General features: G+C 55.2%; 13 protein-coding genes and 1 other annotated feature. Of the genes, 9 read left to right on the forward strand and 4 right to left on the reverse strand.

What is annotated here, in order from left to right; translation table 11 throughout:
* Nucleotides 1-95 precede the first annotated feature (95 nt).
* The 7 genes from M516_RS0112285 to M516_RS0112315 all read left to right on the forward strand — a co-directional run bounded on the left by M516_RS0112285 (nucleotide 96) and on the right by M516_RS0112315 (nucleotide 8164).
* Nucleotides 96-1304 (forward strand): M20 family metallopeptidase, encoded by a 1209-nt coding sequence (locus tag M516_RS0112285; protein ID WP_029099380.1) that lies wholly within the window; start codon nucleotides 96-98, stop codon nucleotides 1302-1304.
* 13 nt (nucleotides 1305-1317) lie between these two features.
* Nucleotides 1318-2847, forward strand: coding sequence for an AbgT family transporter (locus M516_RS0112290; RefSeq protein WP_029099381.1), 1530 nt, complete (start codon nucleotides 1318-1320; stop codon nucleotides 2845-2847).
* Nucleotides 2848-2961: 114 nt separating this feature from the next.
* Nucleotides 2962-4155: a MalY/PatB family protein gene (locus M516_RS0112295; protein ID WP_035289673.1), complete on the forward strand. Its 1194-nt coding sequence runs from the start codon at nucleotides 2962-2964 to the stop codon at nucleotides 4153-4155.
* Nucleotides 4148-4648, forward strand: coding sequence for an NUDIX hydrolase (locus M516_RS0112300; RefSeq protein ID WP_035289676.1), 501 nt, complete (start codon nucleotides 4148-4150; stop codon nucleotides 4646-4648). Before M516_RS0112295 ends, M516_RS0112300 begins: the two co-directional genes overlap by 8 nt.
* 108 nt (nucleotides 4649-4756) lie before the next feature.
* On the forward strand, nucleotides 4757-5689 hold the full coding sequence (gene glsA / locus M516_RS0112305; protein WP_035289679.1) for a glutaminase A: 933 nt from the start codon (nucleotides 4757-4759) through the stop codon (nucleotides 5687-5689).
* A gap of 143 nt (nucleotides 5690-5832) precedes the next feature.
* Nucleotides 5833-6111 (forward strand): Fpa/YlaN family protein, encoded by a 279-nt coding sequence (locus M516_RS0112310; RefSeq protein ID WP_029099385.1) that lies wholly within the window; start codon nucleotides 5833-5835, stop codon nucleotides 6109-6111.
* Nucleotides 6112-6510: 399 nt separating this feature from the next.
* Nucleotides 6511-6762: a binding site (T-box leader), on the forward strand.
* Nucleotides 6763-6826: 64 nt separating this feature from the next.
* On the forward strand, nucleotides 6827-8164 hold the full coding sequence (locus M516_RS0112315; protein WP_029099386.1) for a sodium-dependent transporter: 1338 nt from the start codon (nucleotides 6827-6829) through the stop codon (nucleotides 8162-8164).
* A gap of 448 nt (nucleotides 8165-8612) precedes the next feature.
* Here M516_RS0112315 and M516_RS0112320 read toward each other — a convergent pair whose 3' ends face one another.
* From M516_RS0112320 to M516_RS0112335, 4 genes are read right to left on the reverse strand one after another with little or no spacing between them, the layout of a single operon-like run.
* Entirely contained in the window at nucleotides 8613-9257 is a 645-nt protein-coding gene (locus M516_RS0112320; RefSeq protein WP_029099387.1) for a hypothetical protein, read from the reverse strand.
* A gap of 15 nt (nucleotides 9258-9272) precedes the next feature.
* Nucleotides 9273-9776: a PadR family transcriptional regulator gene (locus M516_RS0112325; RefSeq protein WP_029099388.1), complete on the reverse strand. Its 504-nt coding sequence runs from the start codon at nucleotides 9774-9776 to the stop codon at nucleotides 9273-9275.
* Nucleotides 9777-9796: 20 nt separating this feature from the next.
* On the reverse strand, nucleotides 9797-12271 hold the full coding sequence (locus M516_RS0112330; RefSeq protein WP_193746973.1) for an ABC transporter permease: 2475 nt from the start codon (nucleotides 12269-12271) through the stop codon (nucleotides 9797-9799).
* A complete protein-coding gene (locus M516_RS0112335) occupies nucleotides 12231-12962 on the reverse strand; it encodes an ABC transporter ATP-binding protein (protein WP_029099390.1) in 732 nt (243 codons plus the stop codon). The genes M516_RS0112330 and M516_RS0112335 overlap by 41 nt, the downstream gene beginning before the upstream one ends.
* Before the next feature lie 230 nt (nucleotides 12963-13192).
* Here M516_RS0112335 and fabF point away from each other — a divergent pair, with 230 nt between their 5' ends.
* Entirely contained in the window at nucleotides 13193-14434 is a 1242-nt protein-coding gene (gene fabF / locus M516_RS0112340; RefSeq protein ID WP_029099391.1) for a beta-ketoacyl-ACP synthase II, read from the forward strand.
* A 27-nt stretch (nucleotides 14435-14461) separates the two neighbouring features.
* The coding region (locus tag M516_RS25985; RefSeq protein WP_238550971.1) for a non-ribosomal peptide synthetase at nucleotides 14462-16192 on the forward strand (1731 nt) is incomplete at its 3' end.

Below are 16192 nucleotides of genomic sequence, written 5' to 3' on the forward strand. Positions count from 1 at the left end.
TAATAGTAACCAATCAATACGGAAACCTGTCTGCTTTTTACCACTCTGGGCTTACGGCAGGATGGACAAGCATGTACGGAAAAGGGGTTGTTGTCATGAACAGGGAAAGCGTTCGCGCCCTGCTGGACTCCGTTGCGGACGACGTGATCCAGTGGAGGCGGCACCTGCACAAGCATCCGGAACTGTCGTTTCAGGAGGAGAAGACAGCGCAGTTCGTGTACGACCGGCTGCAGTCGTTCGGGAATCTGGAACTCTCCCGGCCGACCAAAACCAGTGTGGTCGCCCGTCTCATCGGTGCCCAACCGGGACCCGTGATCGGTCTTCGGGCCGACATGGACGCACTGGCGATCCAGGAAGAGAACGACTTTCCGTTCGCATCCGCGGTTCCCGGCGTCATGCATGCCTGCGGGCACGACGGGCATACGGCGATGCTCCTGGGCGCGGCGAACGTGCTCTCCCGCCTGCAGGACCAGATCAGGGGAGAAGTGCGCTTCATTTTCCAGCACGCGGAGGAGATGCACCCCGGCGGCGCCCGTGAGATGGTGGAGGCAGGCGTGGCGGAGGGCGTCGATGCCATGCTCGCCATCCATCTGATGTCGTCTGTCCCGGTCGGCAAAATCGGGCTTGCCTACGGTCCGGTCACGGCCAATTCCGACCGGTTCGACATTACGATTCAGGGCAGGGGCGGTCATGCCTCCACGCCGCATTCGGCGATTGATCCGGTGGCGATCGGCGCGCAGGTGATCGCCAATCTGCAGCAGATCGTCTCCCGCAACATCGATCCACTGGAACAACTGGTCATCTCCGTGACCAATTTTCACGGAGGAACGGGGGCCTACAACGTCATCCCCGACAAGGCGGAACTGCGCGGCTCCGTGCGCAGCTTCAGCCAAGCCGTTCGCGAAGCGGCGGTGAAGCGAATGGAACAGATTGTCAAGGGGATCGCGGAAGCGCACGGTGCCGCGTACAGCTTTGACTACCGGTACGGGTACGCTTCGGTGGTAAACGATGAACAGGTCACCAGGGCGGTGGAGGAACTGATCGTGGAGGAATGGGGCGAACAGGCGCTTCTGCGCATGCCGCCGATGATGGGCGGCGAAGATTTTTCCGCATTCTCCGCTCGCGTGCCAAGCTGCTACATCTGCCTTGGCGCCGGCAACGCGGAAAAGGGCATCGTGTATCCGCATCACCATCCGCGCTTCACCGTCGACGAAGACGCCCTGCGGGATGGGGTTGCCCTGTTCGTTCGGGGCGCATTGAAATGGACGGGTGCGGAAACCGGCCAACCAACAGCAAGCACGTAGGAGGCGATAGAGAATGGCAAATGGCGCGGCAGGCTTGCAGCCAGACCTGCAAAACCAAAAAGGGATTTTGAAATGGATCGAAACCGTGGGGAACAAACTGCCTCACCCGTTTATGCTCTTTGTGTATCTGTGCCTGATCCTGATGGTGATCTCAGCCATTCTCGCCGGACTGGACATCTCCGTGATGCATCCCGGCAAAGGGGAAGCCGTCCCGGTGAAAAGTTTGCTGAGCGTCGAAGGGATCCACTGGATTCTCACCAGCATGTTGAAAAACTTCACCGAATTCCCGGCACTCGGCCTCGTGCTGACCATGACGTTGGGGATCGGTCTGGCGGAAAAGGTGGGCCTGCTCACGACCGTCCTGCGCAAAATCATGACCCGCGTGCCGAAAGCGATCGTCAGCTACGCGGTGGTATTTGTCGGCGTGCTGGGCAACCTCGCCTCCGACGCGTCCATGGTGATTATTCCGCCGCTGGGCGGTCTCGTCTTCCTGGCGATGGGCCGCCATCCGATCGCCGGTATCGCCGCCGGCATGGCCGGGGTCTCGTCTGGGTTCACGGCCAACCTGTTCATCGCGGGCACGGATGCCCTGCTCTCCGGCATCTCCACGGAGGTGGCCAAGACGATCGATCCCCACGCCCACGTCTCCCCGCTGGACAACTGGTTTTTCATGTCTGCGTCCGTCTTTCTCCTGTCCTTCATCGGCGCCTGGATTACGGACAAGGTGATCGAGCCGCGCCTGGGCGTGTATCAGGGAGAAAAGCAGGTCCGCTTTGAGGAGTTGAGCGAGCGGGAGAACAAGGCGCTGCGCGCAGCCGGCATCGCCGCCCTGGTATTTGCGGCAGTGACGGCCCTGCTCGTCGTGCCGGAAGGAGCGCTCCTGCGCGATCCCAAGACAGGAGACTTTTTGACGTCGCCGTTCCTGAAGGGCATCATTCCGATCATCCTGCTCTTTTTCGTGACCGTTTCCGCCGTGTACGGAAAGAAGATGGGGCTCATCACGACTACAAAGGACATTCCCCGCTACATGACGGAAGCGGTGAAAGACATGTCCGGCTTTATCGTGATGGCCTTTACGGCCGCCCAGTTCATCGCCTTTTTCAACTGGAGCAACATCGGCATCCTGCTGGCCGTAAGCGGCGCTGATTTCCTGAAAAGCATCGGGCTGACCGGGCTGCCGGTCGTGCTCGGGTTCACGCTCTTCACCGCATTCGCCAGCCTGTTCATCACCAGCGGTTCGGCGTTGTGGGCGATGCTGGCTCCGGTGTTCATGCCGATGCTGATGCTGCTCGATTATCATCCGGCGTTTATCCAGGTGGCGTACCGCATCGCCGACTCGGCCACCAACACCATTTCGCCGGTGAATCCGTACCTGCCGCTGATCCTGGCCTACTATCAAGAGTACAAAAAGGACGCGGGAATGGGCACGATCTTCGCGACGATGACACCGTACGCGCTGTCCTTCCTGCTGATCTGGATCGTACAGATGATTGTCTGGTTTGTCCTTGATCTGCCGGTCGGTCCCGGCGTCTATCCCCGCTGAGGCCGACAGGCGAAGAGCCGCATGCTGTCGAAGCTGCGGCTCTTTTTGCCGGAACGGAAGACATTCAGGCTTGGACATTTGCGGGAGAAAGGGGTATGGTGAAAAGGAAGAAACATGCAAAGCGAGGGGAGAACAGTGCCGCATCACTTTGACATCCGGATTGAACGACGAGGCACCAACAGTTTGAAATGGGATTACAACAAGCGGATGATGGGAGAAGAGGACGTCCTGCCGATGTGGGTGGCCGATATGGACTTTGCGTGCCCGCCGGCGGTGACGGAGGCGCTGGTTCGCCGGGCGCAGCATCCCGTTTACGGGTATCCCGGGCGGCCGGCCGAGCTGTACGAGGCGGTGGCGGACTGGTTCGCCAGGCGGTTTGGCGTCACGGTCGACACCGGTTGGTTGGGAACGGTGCCGGGGGTCGTGCCGGGAATGCACATCGCCGTCGAAGCGTTTACCGAACCGGGCGACAGCGTCCTGATTCAGACGCCGGTCTACCATTCGTTTTTTTACGCGGTGGAAAGCTTGGGCCGCCGGCTCGTGCAAAATCCGCTGCGGGAAGAGAACGGCCGGTACGTCATGGACTGGGACGGCCTGCGGCAGGTCTTGGACGAGAACCGGCCGAAACTGTTTTTGATGTGCAGTCCGCACAATCCGGTGGGACGGGTGTGGACCCGGGAGGAACTGGTGCGGCTTGGACAGATGTGCGCGGAACGGGACATCGTGGTGGTGTCGGACGAAATCCACGCCGACCTCGTCTACGAAAAAGGGCGGCACGTGCCCTATTTCTCGCTCCCGGAACCTCTGGCAAGCCAAAGCCTTACCTTGGTCTCCGCCACCAAGACGTTTAATCTCGCCGGGTTGACGAGCGCGTTCGTGATATCCCCCGCTCCCCGGCTGCTGCAGGCGTTCAGGCAGGCGGCCAGGCGGATGGGGCACCCATTCCTCAACCTGTTCGGCATCGAAGCGACCATTGCCGCCTATCGGCACGGCGAGCCGTGGCTGGATGAACTGCTCGTCTATTTGAAGGGGAATGCGGAATACATCCGGGACTTTCTGGCCGAGCGAATTCCCGAAGTATCCATGGCCGTTCCCGAGGCCACCTATCTCGGATGGATGGACTTCCGCCGGTTGGGCCTGAGCCAAAACGAACTGAACGCACTCGTGCGCAAGCGGGCGAAGCTGGGCCTGCATGACGGGACGGTGTTTGGAAAGGAAGGGGCAGGGTTTCAGCGGATCAACTTTGCCTGCCCGCGCGTCGTCCTGGAGGAAGCGATGTCCCGCCTGGAGAGGGCTCTCCATGAGTAGGGCGGCAGCGCTGTGCGACCTTCGCTACACCATCTGCTTCGTGACGAGCGGCGAGTACGTGCTGATGCTGAACCGCCGCCGCGCCCCCAACATGGGCTTGTGGAACGGGCTGGGCGGCAAAATCGAGCCGGGGGAGACGCCGACCGAGAGCATCCTGCGGGAAGTGAGGGAAGAGGCCGGGCTGGTTCTGCCGGACGTCGTCTACGGCGGTGTCGTCACCTGGCAGTGGGAGGGCGGAGCGGGCGGCATGCACGTCTTTCTCGCTTCCGTACCTCCCAAGACCATTGTGCAGGGCGTGCGGGACACGCCGGAGGGCATTCTTGCCTGGCAGCCGCTCGCCTGGGTGCTTGATCCCGCCAACCGGGGCGTGGTGAGCAACATTCGCCACTTCTTGCCGGTGATGCTGCGCGATCCGCGTCCGCGCCGCTTCGCCTGCCTGTACGATCAGGAGCGGTTGGTCAGCGTAGAGCAGTTCCCGTTGGAAACGCGGTGAACTTCCTGAATTTGACATCGGCATGCCCGCTTATTACAATGAGGGAACGGGCAGCCATAAGCGCTGCAGGCTGTACACTGGCAGCGAGGGCGATATGAGATGAACAGGATGGGTCTGAAGGACATGCAGTCGCAGTTGGAAGCGGCCGTCGAGCAGGCGGCCCGGTTCACCGGCGAAGGAAAAGTGGCCGCGTACATACCGGAACTGGCCAAACAGGACAAAAACCGGCTGGGAGCGAGCGTCTGCCTCCTTGACGGCACCCTGCTCACGGCGGGAGACGCGCATGTGCCGTTTACCCTGCAGAGCATATCCAAAATCTTTTCGCTGATGGTGGCCTTGTGCGACCACGGACAGCGGTACGTGTTTGAGCGGGTGGGAAAAGAGCCGACCGGCGACCCGTTCAATTCCATCGTCAAGCTGGAATTGATCAAGCCGCACAAACCGCTCAACCCGATGATCAACGCGGGGGCGATTGCCGTCGCCGGGATGATCGCGGGGGCTAGCGTGGAGGAGCGGCTGGCGCGCATGCTGCGTCTGCTGCGGAAGATGACGGGCAATCCCGACCTGTCCGTGAACGAAGCGGTGTACCGTTCGGAACAGAAGACGGCCAACCGCAATCGGGCGCTCGCCTACTTTCTGAAGGACAGCGGCATCCTGGAAGGCGACGTGGAAGAGACGCTCGACTTCTACTTTCGCCACTGCGCGATCGAGACGACGGCCGCGGAGCTGGCGCGGCTGGGGGCAGTGCTGGCCGCCGACGGATGCGATCCCGCGAGCGGTGAGCGGTTCATCCCGCGGGAGGTGGCCCGGATCTGCAAAACGTTTATGGTCACATGCGGCATGTACAATGCGTCCGGCGCGTTTGCCATCGACGTCGGCGTACCGGCCAAAAGCGGCGTGGCCGGCGGCATCATGGCCGCGGTTCCGAACCGCATGGGAATCGGCGTGTACAGCCCGGCCCTGGACGACAAGGGCAACTCGCTGGCCGGGGTCAAACTTCTGGAAACCATTTCCACCGAGTGGAACCTGAGCATCTTTTAGGAGCGCGGTTGCAGGTCTTCGGAACGATCTGTGCCGTTCGGGAGGGCGGACCGGTTACAGTTGTCTCCCCATCTCCCCTTTTCAAATGCGCCAGAATGGCGTACTATGTATGGTAAGGATGGTGGCAAACGGAGGGATAGGTTTTGACAGAGATTAAGGTTCCCGATCTGGAACAAAAAGCGCTAGCGTTGCTGCGAGCGGACGCAGAAAAGATCTATAAACTGATCGACGTACAGATGGAAAACCTGACCATGCCGCAGTGCCCGTTGTATGAAGAAGTGCTGGACACGCAGATGTTCGGGCTGTCGCGTGAAGTAGAATTTGCCGTCCGTCTGGGACTGATCGAGGAGGAAATCGGCCGCGAGATCATGGGCTCGTTGGAGCGGAAGCTGGCCGATCTTCATGAGCACCGGCAGAAGTAAAGCGAGGGGGTGGCGACGTTCCTCGCTTTTTCATTTTCACGAAAAAAACCTTGCATTTTTTCAATGACTGCATTACATTTATACATATCATTTTCATTGTGCCAAAAGCGATGACAGAGACCAGTACACGGTCCAGCGGCTTGACAGGGAGGAATCGCCGGAGACTGAAAGCGGTTCTGAAGCGCGCCCCGTGGAATTCCCTCTGGAGCTGTCCTCTGAACGGTTGTCCCAGTAGGAGGAGCACCGGGTCATTCCCGTTACCAATGGCAAAGAGAAGCTGAGCTGTCCTTCACCCGAAGGCACCTCAGGCTTAAGCAGGGTGGTACCGCGAGCAGACTCGTCCCTACAGGGGCGGGTTTTTTTCATGGGCCCGTTGCCACACCCACACAACCGCATCCATCATCAGCGATGACAGAGACCAGTAAGCGGACCAGCGGCTTCACAGGGAGGATCGGTCCTGACTGAGAGCCGATCCGAAGCGCGCCCCGCCGAATTCCCTCTGGAGCTGTCCTCTGAACGGCTGGCGCCCCCAGTAGGAGGAACCGGGTCATCCCCGTTATCAATGGCACGAGTGAGGCCGGGTGTCTGGCAGCAGCGTCTGTCCCTGGTCTAACAAGGGTGGTACCGCGAGTGAATCGACTCGTCCCTTTCAGGGGGACGAGTTTTTTTGTTTCTCCATACAGGACATACGATTTGGTGAAGGAGGGGTTCGTGTATGACGAACCAAACGGAACAATGGACGAACCGGTTGGGGTTCATCCTGGCGGCCGCCGGGTCGGCGATCGGGCTCGGGGCCATCTGGAAATTTCCCTACGTGGCGGGCACGAGCGGGGGCGGGGCGTTTTTTCTGCTGTTCCTGCTGTTTACCGTGCTGATCGGTCTGCCGCTGCTGTTGGGGGAGTTTGTCATCGGACGGAGCACCCAACAGGAGGCGATTTCGGCGTACCGCACCATCGCTCCGGGTACGGGCTGGCATTGGATCGGGCGGCTGGGGGTGGCCACCTGCTTCCTGCTGCTGTCGTTTTACAGCGTGGTCGGCGGCTGGATTTTCACCTATTTCTTTCGCGGCCTCACCGGTCAGTTGATCGGGCAGCCCTATGAGCAATTGTTCCAGGACGTGATCGCCGACCCGATCGGCTCCGTCGCGGCGCAGTTCGTCTTCTTGCTGGCGACGATCGTGGTCGTGGCCCGCGGGGTGCAGAGCGGGATCGAATCGGCCAACCGGTACATGATGCCGGGGCTGTTTCTCCTGTTCCTGGTGCTGATGGTCCGCTCGCTGACGCTGGACGGGGCGGGAAGTGGGGTAGCGTTCTTCCTGATGCCCGACTTTTCCAAGCTGTCTGCGGAGTCGATCCTGTACGCCATGGGGCAGTCGTTTTTCTCGCTCAGCGTCGGGGTGTCGGTGATGGTGACCTACAGCTCGTACCTCGGCAAAGAGGAAAACCTGGTGAAATCGGCCGGGTCGATTGTCGGCCTGAATCTCCTGGTCGCCTTTTTTGCGGGGCTGGCGATCTTCCCGGCGGTGTTTTCGCTCGGCATGAAGCCGGAGGCGGGGCCGGGCCTGCTGTTCATCATCCTGCCGTCGGTGTTCGAGCATATTCCGTTCGGCACCCTGTTTTTGCTGGTGTTTCTCGCCTTGTTTCTGTTTGCGACGCTGACGAGCGCCTTTTCCATGCTGGAGGTGATCGTGGCTTCGCTCGCCAGGGGGAACGAAGACAAACGGAAGCGGCTTTCCTGGATCGTCGGCATGCTGATTTTCGCCGTCGGGATTCCGTCCGCGCTCTCGTTCGGCGTCTGGTCGGACGTCACCTTCTTCGGCAAAACGATGTTTGACGCCGCCGATTTTCTCGTGAGCAACGTGCTGATGCCGCTGGGGGCGCTGTTGATCGCGGTGTTCGTGCCGTTGAAGATGAAGCGGGAGGTCCTGATCCAGGAGCTGCAGGCCCGTACGCCGCTGGGCAGAAAGCTGTTTGCCGCCTGGCTGCTGCTGCTCAAGTACGCGGCGCCGCTTGCCATCATCGTCGTCTTTCTGCATTCGCTCGGCTTCCTGTGAGAAAAAAGACCGCCGCGTCGGGCAGTCTTTGCCTGCAGACAAGGTTTCGTGAGGAACAGGTCTGCAGGCTTTTTTGTTGAATACAGGAATTCATATCAGCAATCGTTTTAAGAGGTGGCACTATGCTCTACAATCAACAGGATGAAGGCCGTTATCAACATTCTGCAGGTTCGTTTGGATGATGATCGAAACGAACATCGCCTATCGGTGGTTTCTGGGTTTCGACTTTACACAATTGTGAATCCCTCTGTAAAATTCAAGAATGTGACTTGGCCGTGAATGTTCGAGGAGGTGTAAATATTCGCGGGGCGTTCTCGGGCAAGGTCCAAGCCGATACTCTCACCGGGATGGTCATAGCCCCTTAAAAAGAAGGGGCCGCGAAGAAAAACAGGTCTCTTTCTTCGCGGCTGTTCTCGCATGGGAGTGTGGAATGCATGTCTGAAGTAGTCTAGGAGGCTTTCCCGCCGCCCTTCGGAAATACGGTATACGAAAGAGCGACGATGCTGTCGATTACGAAGATCAAGGTCCAAATTCTGCTAAGGTTGTTGACAGTTGGATTGGCAAAAGGCAGTGTTCCTTCCTTGGCTGAGAAAAACTCGTCAAAAAACTGGTTCATGCTTGCCATTTCATAGACGCGTGAGGACAGCCCGAACAGTAAGAAGAAAACCAGGTGGGCTGCCGCATAGACGGCCAGATGAACGTAAAAATGCTTCCGTTCTTTTTGTGCGTGTTCCTTGCCGACCAGCTTCTTCGGCGGAGCGATAGCGGGAGCAGGCTCCCCTTTCCACTTGGCTACATAGATTTGGATGTAGGAATCAAGTTTTTTGAAGTCGCTTTTCCCATACGTGATCGCATAGAGGAAAACAACCACGATCACGACTTGGTAACTGGAAAACTGCCCAGTTTGCAAATAATCGAAAAAGCCTAAGGAAGCGATCCACAGGTCATTGATAATAAAGAGAAGAAAAAACACAAAACTGAGAGTTTTTTTGCCAAACCAATACCTGAGGACCAAGAAAGTGATGATGGAAATCCAAAAGATGACTTCTGCGAGAATCAAGAACATCCATTTATGGCCTAAAATGTAATCCATGGTTGTTGTCTCCCTTTACAAAGAGTGTGAAAACATGGTGAGCCACTTCATGTCGGCTTCCAGATGGAGGATTTTTCCCTCGATCAGGTACAGAATGTATTTATTGTCGCCGGTTGGATCGATACTTCTGCGCAGCCTTTGCAATTGAAATATGGTTTGAATAATGAGCTCCTGTTGGCTTTTGATCATGTCGTGCAACGAATCAAAGCGGAGCTTCTTGGCGCACAGCAGCTTGAAGAAAAACTCGTCCTTCAACAATGTTTTTTCAACGGGCTGCAGAAGCCAGGCAGACAAATCTTCCTTTCCTTTATCGGAAATTTTGTAAACTTTCAGTTCGGAGGAACCGTCCCTTGCCTCCTCAACCAGTCCATCACGGACAAGCCGGTCAATGGTTGTATAGATTTGACCGGCATTCAGTTCCCATTGATGGTAAACCATACGCTCGAATGAAACCTTCAGATCGTAGCGGTGACGGGGTGCTTCCGATAACAAGGTCAATATCGCGTACTTCACAGACATATAAACCCATTCCTTATTGTTTAGTCATGTTTAAGCGCTTGACCAAGGTTGTATCTCGCCGCCTTTTGGGCAGGAACGACAGCTGCCAGCAGACTGATCAGCAAACCGCTGAAGGTAGACAGCAACAGCGTATCTATAGAAATGACAAAGGAGGCGGCCGTGTCCTGCATGGTCAACGCATTTACATAAGTCATCGCGATTCCCAGAAGGATGCCCATCAAGGTCCCGCATATTCCCATCACAACCGACTCGCTCACGATTGATGTTATGACTTGCCCGGAAGTAAACGCCACTGCCCTCATTACGCCAATCTCCCGCATCCGATCCATGACATTCATGATCAACGTATTGAGAATGCCTATCCCGACGACGGCGATGGAGATCATTAACAGGCCGTTGAACAGACTCTTTACGCCTGGAAGGGCGCGCTTTTGTTTTTCCAGCTCCTCGGATAAAGTCTGCACGCGCTCAAGATCAAACGGGAACGTATTCAGGAGAAAGTCCTTCACACTGGTTTCGGCAGCGCGATCTGCGACTGTAATCAAGCCTTTGTAGGCATTCGTTTCGGGGAACAGCTTGTCGAAATGGCTTTCTTCCATAAAAGCGGTATAACCGCCGTATTGAGAAGTGTTGACCTTGCCGAGCACGATCAGCTCTGTCGGTACGTTATTCCGGATGATTCGTATCGGCTCGCCTGCTTTTCCGCCCCATTCGCGAAAAGCATAGTCGCCTAGCAATACCCCGTTCGGGTGCGCTTTCAGAAGCTGGAGCAAATCCGTATTTTTCCTTTGGGGATCATAAAACAACGGGTGTTTTTGGTACCAGTCCGGATTGGCACTGATGATGGTAAACCGGTTTATTTTCTTGTCTCCACTCCATAGAACCTCTTTTTCTTTGTAAGCGGTGACGCCATGAATGCCCTCGAACTGTTGGATCGCATTCAGTTTCTCGGGAGTAAGTGGGGTTTCCGTGGACAACTGCAGGTTTCCCCCGAAGGAGTGATTCACCTCTGATTCAATGCTCGTTTCCATGGAAGCGAAGATGGAGGAGACGAACAGGCCTAGACAAATGACGAAGGCCAGGATGACAGACATGTTGGCCGAGCGATTGAGCGTGCGAAGAATGTTGTTGCTGGCGATCTTTCCCTCGTAGCCCATGAAGCCGATCCTTTTGAAAAAGCGCGTGAACAGGCTGAGTATGAACGGGAACAGCAGTGTGACCCCCGCCAATAAAAACAGGAGCGAGACAATGCTGTTCAAGAACACGCCAAATAACAGCACAATGCCAGCTACAACCCGATAGGTTGTCTTTTCCTTCTGTTGAGCAGGAACTTGTTTCAGCGTGGCGATCACATCGATTTTACTCGCATATGCAACCGGGATGTGCGCAGCGGCCAACGGGATGCACAAGCCCAAGATGATCGTGATCGGCAGAGCGATGGCAAACTCCGGCGAATAGCTGATGTTGGCTTGGAAGGAATGGAATAATCCTTTCTGCATCAGGGATGCCAGCCCCAACCCGAGAGGTATTCCAAAAATCAGCCCGAGCAAAGAAAGAATCAGAACCTCGCACAAAAACAGCTTTTTGATTTGTGAGGGGATGAAACCGACTGTTTTCATGACGGCAATCTCATTTTTTCGCTCCACCACGCTGACATACAAGGTGTTGTACAAAATAAAAGCACTGATTATCATAGACAGGCCGCCAATGGCATAAAGCATGAGATACAGCTCTTCCAGTTGATTGGTTTGTTTTTCGTCCAGCACAATTTTTTCCATGAAAACAGACGGATCGCTAATTTTATTGCCGATAGAGGCAAGAGCGGACTGTTCCTCCGCTGTATCGTTCAATTTTATGCGTATCTCCTGGACTTGGCCGGTCAGAGAGTACCATTGCTGGACTGTCTGGAGGGGAGCCAAAGCCCGCCAGCTTTTGCTGCTGGCTTCGTCCCAACTGCTTGGCCCTTCCAACAGCGGCGTGTCTTTGACAATCGCCGCGACAGGGACCTCCATCTTGCCCGTAGGCAACTGCAAACGGACAAGATCCCCGGCGTTCTTTTTCCACAAGCCAGCAGTTGTTTGAGGGAGAATGATCCCCTCGTTTGCAAGGTTCCCGGAAACGGCCTCCAAAGTAAGCAGTTCGCTCCGGAGCGATGACAGACCCGTTATGCGCAAGCGTGTTTGGGCAAGGTTCTCGGGACCGCCCAAATCAAATCTTGCCTGCTTGTGAATGACGCCTATGGCGGCTTTTACGTTGCTGTCTTGCTGTATGTCGTCCAGGACGCTGCCGGAAAAGGTATGGCTGCTTGACTGTATGGAATAGTCTGCGTTTCCCGTGTAAAGCTTCAACCGTTCCATCGTCATCTTTTTGGCGGTCTCGACTGTGCTCACGACGGCAAAGATGCTGGATATTCCGATGAGGATGGACAGTATCGTAAAAAAGGAGCGCAGTTTATTACGTGTTAAGTAGCGCCAGGATACCCGCCAGTACATCATGCTTATCTCCTTCCTTGTGCTTGATATCCATTTCGATAACCCCATCCCTCAGGAAAATGATCCGATCAGCATAGCTGGCAGAGAAGACGTCGTGCGTCACCATGATGATCGTTAAACGATCTTGCTGCTGCAAGGACAGCAGCAAATCCAGCACCTCTGTTCCCGTTTTTCGGTCGAGGTTGCCCGTAGGCTCATCGGCCAAAATAACGCTCGGTTTCATCGCAAGCGCTCTTGCGATTGACACCCGCTGCTGCTGGCCGCCGCTTAATTGCGAGGGGAAATTCCCTTCTTTTCCTTGAAGATGTACGGCTTTCACCAGGGAAGATACCGTTGCTTTCACCACCGATTTAGGCAGGCCTTCCGCTTCCATCGGGAACGCAATGTTTTCCTCGACGGTCATAGCAGGAAGCAATTGGTAGTTTTGGAAAACGAAGCCGACGTTTTTCCGGCGAAACAACGTTCGCTCTCGCTCCTGCAAGTCATGTATCGACTTTCCTCCAATGGAAACCTCTCCCGAATCCGGGGTATCCAGGCCACCCAACAAATTGAGCAGCGTACTTTTCCCCGAGCCAGATGGTCCCATGACGGCAACAAATTCCCCCTGCGCAATTTCCAGATCAATCCCCTTTAGTACCTGAAAGGACGTTTCTCCTGTCTGATACCATTTCGTCAGGTTTTTTACCGTGATCATTGGTTACCTCCCAAGAAAGTATATACCGAGTATATACAGGGAGTCGTGGCATTATCAAGAGAAACATGCAAAAATAGGAAATCGAACACTTCCTGTTTTTCCTAACATGGTCACAACGATTCAATTCCACGGTAATCGTGTGGAAGTGAATTGTTGCGGGATTTACGGATGTATGAGAAAACCTCCCTTTGTATGATAGGGGTAAATTGCTGGGATAAAGGGGACTCATCATGAAAAGACGTGTGGTTGTGACCGGGATGGGTGTCGTTACGCCAATAGGAGTAACTATCAAAACATTTTGGGAAAACCTTGTACGGGGCGTGAGCGGGGTTGACTATATTCAGGCTTTTGATACCGAAGGGTTTCCGACGACTATCGGTGCAGAAGTGAAAGACCTTGACCTCGATGAATGGTTTACCCACAAAGAAAAGATACGGATGGAAAGCAATACGCAATATGCGATTATCGCCGCAAGGCAAGCCATTTCCCAGGCAAAGCTGGACATGAGTCAACTAGACCCCTACCGCGTGGGAGTCATTGTCGGAACAGGCATGGGGGGAACGAGGCTCATACTGGAGAACAACCGGGACCTGCTTCAGCACGGGTATCGAAAAGTCAGCTCTTACTTGGCATTTGCCTCGCTTGTGGAAGCCCCGACAAGCGAAATCTCGATGATGATCGGCGCAAAAGGAAAAAGCGGGGCCTGGGTAACCGCATGTGCAACAGGAAACAACTGTATCGGCGAAGGCTGCCGAGCGATTCAACACGGAGAAGCGGATGTTATGATTGCTGGCGGAACGGAAGGTCAATTCACGCCCATTGATTTGGCCTCTTTTTGTAAAATAAAGGCTTTATCCACCCGGAATGACAATCCGCAAGCGGCTAGCCGTCCTTTTGACAAGGACCGGGACGGTTTTGTGATTGGCGCGGGAGCGGGTATTGTTGTGCTGGAATCGGAGGAATCAGCCAAGAAAAGAGGGGCTGCGATTCTCGCGGAAATAGCGGGATACGGCTCCACCACAGATGCCTATCACGTTACGGCGCCAGATCCGGAAGCGAAAGGTGCGATTATGGCGATGAAAAATGCAATGGCGGATGCCAATGTTTCGCCTGCTGACATCGACTACATCAGTGCCCACGGTTCCAGTACGCGATTGAACGATCAAATCGAAACGCTCGCGATAAAGAAACTGTTTGGCGAAAAGGCCAGGTCCATTCCCGTCAGCTCCATCAAGTCGATGACAGGGCATTTGCTTGCCGGGTCCGGTTCAGTCGAGCTGATTGCCTGCATCCTGGCTCTTCAGCATCAAATCGTGCCGCCAACCATTAATCACCATCAGCCTGATGAAGGATTCGATCTCAACTATGTGCCAAATGAGGCGCAGGCGCATCGGGTGCGGACCGTTTTGAACAACTCGTTTGGTTTCGGCGGGTACAATGCTTGTATCGTCGTCAAAGAATGGCAAGGGTAAGTTGTCGGATCGGAGGGAGGAAGAGCAATGAGTGTGATCAATCTACGGGAAAAACACGTGAATATAGAGCAGTTTCCGAACATGGACGCATGCATTCATCATTTATTCGAACGACAGGCAGCGCTGACGCCTGATCAGACCGCAGTCATGTATGAAGAAACCGGGCTCAGTTATCGGCAGCTTAACGAAAAAGCAAATCAGTTTGCGCATTACCTCGTGACATGCGGGCTGCAGATAGAAGAGCCTGTCGCTGTTTGCATGGACCGCTCTCTGGAGATGGTCATTGTATTGCTGGGCGTGTTGAAAGCGGGAGGCGCCTATGTTCCGATTGACCCGAATTATCCGCAAAAGCGCGTGGAATACATGCTGACGGATGCGAAGGCCCCCATCGTTGTCACTTCCAAGAGCAGGGAAGGGATCCTGGCAAAACAGTCTTTGGGGGATGCGACGCTGATTGTTGCCGACAAGAGCGGGGAATGGCAGGAGCAGCCTGCAACGAATCTTGACCTTCCGATAACTGCCGACAATCTCATGTACATGATGTATACGTCCGGTTCCACGGGAAATCCCAAAGGGGTCATGAATACACACCGGGCTCTAAACAACCGGCTGCAGTGGATGCAAAAAGAGTTTCGATTAAACAGTTCCGACCGCATCCTGCAAAAAACGCCGTTCAGCTTCGACGTCTCTGTCTGGGAATTTTTTTGGCCGCTGCTTGCCGGGGCAACCCTTGTCATGGCCAGACCGGAAGCGCATAAAGATCCCGAATACCTGATCCACACCATCCAAACGATGAACATTACGACCATGCACTTCGTACCGTCGATGCTGCAAATTTTTTTGGATGTGTATCAAACGGGTACGCCGCTTCCGTCTCTCAAGCGGATTATTTGCAGCGGAGAAGCACTGACAAAGTCGATGGAGCTCGCTTTCTTCGCAAAATTTGACCAGGTGGAGCTGTACAACTTATACGGTCCCACAGAAGCAGCAATCGACGTCACCTACTGGAAGTGTACAGGCGACAAGCATGAAAAGTCGGTGCCCATCGGTTTTCCGATCAGCAATATTCACCTGCTGATTCTGGATGGGGACAAGCTGATAACGGAGCCGGGGATAGCAGGCGAACTGCATATCGGAGGAATTGGGCTTGCGAGAGGCTATCATAACAAACCGGAGCTGACAGCGGAGAAATTTATTGCCGATCCCTTCCGCGAAGGGGGACGCTTGTATAAAACCGGCGATTTGTGTAAATACCGCGAAGACGGTGCAATCGAGTATATCGGCAGGGTCGATTTTCAGGTAAAGATACGCGGATACCGGATTGAACTGGGGGAAATTGAAGCGGCACTGGAGCGTTTGCCCTATATCAAACAGTGTGTCGTCAAGGCCATTCGCGAAGGCGACAACACCTACCTCGCCGCGTACGTGACGGTCCCGGACGACGGGAAATGGGAAGAGAGTCGCGTTCGCGAACAAATCGCGGAGCAACTGCCCGACTACATGATTCCAGCCTTTTTCGTCCGTCTAGATGCATTCCCTTTATCGGCCAACGGAAAGGTTGATCGAAACAGTCTGCCCGCCCCTCAAAAAAGCGGGTTTGTTCCTGCGGACTGTCAACCAAAGACCGAGATCGAAAAACTAGTCGCTTCGTTTTGGAAAGAGCTTTTGTCATTGGACGAAGTAAGTATTGACACGCCGTTTCTCTACGCAGGGGGCAATTCGCTTTTCGCTGCCCGGCTTGTGGCTCCCGTAAAAAAG

The organism is Brevibacillus thermoruber 423 (assembly GCF_000454065.1).
Classification (GTDB): domain Bacteria; phylum Bacillota; class Bacilli; order Brevibacillales; family Brevibacillaceae; genus Brevibacillus; species Brevibacillus thermoruber.

Bases quoted from the DNA above. Each gene is read 5' to 3' on its own strand.
- M516_RS0112290 (WP_029099381.1), top strand. From the start codon at position 1,318: ATGGCAAATGGCGCGGCAGGCTTGCAGCCAGACCTGCAAAACCAAAAA.
- glsA (WP_035289679.1), top strand. From the start codon at position 4,757: ATGGGTCTGAAGGACATGCAGTCGCAGTTGGAAGCGGCCGTCGAGCAG.
- M516_RS0112300 (WP_035289676.1), top strand. From the start codon at position 4,148: ATGAGTAGGGCGGCAGCGCTGTGCGACCTTCGCTACACCATCTGCTTC.
- M516_RS0112320 (WP_029099387.1), bottom strand. From the start codon at position 9,257: ATGGATTACATTTTAGGCCATAAATGGATGTTCTTGATTCTCGCAGAA.
- M516_RS0112285 (WP_029099380.1), top strand. From the start codon at position 96: ATGAACAGGGAAAGCGTTCGCGCCCTGCTGGACTCCGTTGCGGACGAC.
- M516_RS0112330 (WP_193746973.1), bottom strand. From the start codon at position 12,271: ATGATGTACTGGCGGGTATCCTGGCGCTACTTAACACGTAATAAACTG.
- M516_RS0112295 (WP_035289673.1), top strand. From the start codon at position 2,962: ATGCAAAGCGAGGGGAGAACAGTGCCGCATCACTTTGACATCCGGATT.
- M516_RS0112315 (WP_029099386.1), top strand. From the start codon at position 6,827: ATGACGAACCAAACGGAACAATGGACGAACCGGTTGGGGTTCATCCTG.
- M516_RS0112325 (WP_029099388.1), bottom strand. From the start codon at position 9,776: ATGTCTGTGAAGTACGCGATATTGACCTTGTTATCGGAAGCACCCCGT.
- M516_RS0112335 (WP_029099390.1), bottom strand. From the start codon at position 12,962: ATGATCACGGTAAAAAACCTGACGAAATGGTATCAGACAGGAGAAACG.
- fabF (WP_029099391.1), top strand. From the start codon at position 13,193: ATGAAAAGACGTGTGGTTGTGACCGGGATGGGTGTCGTTACGCCAATA.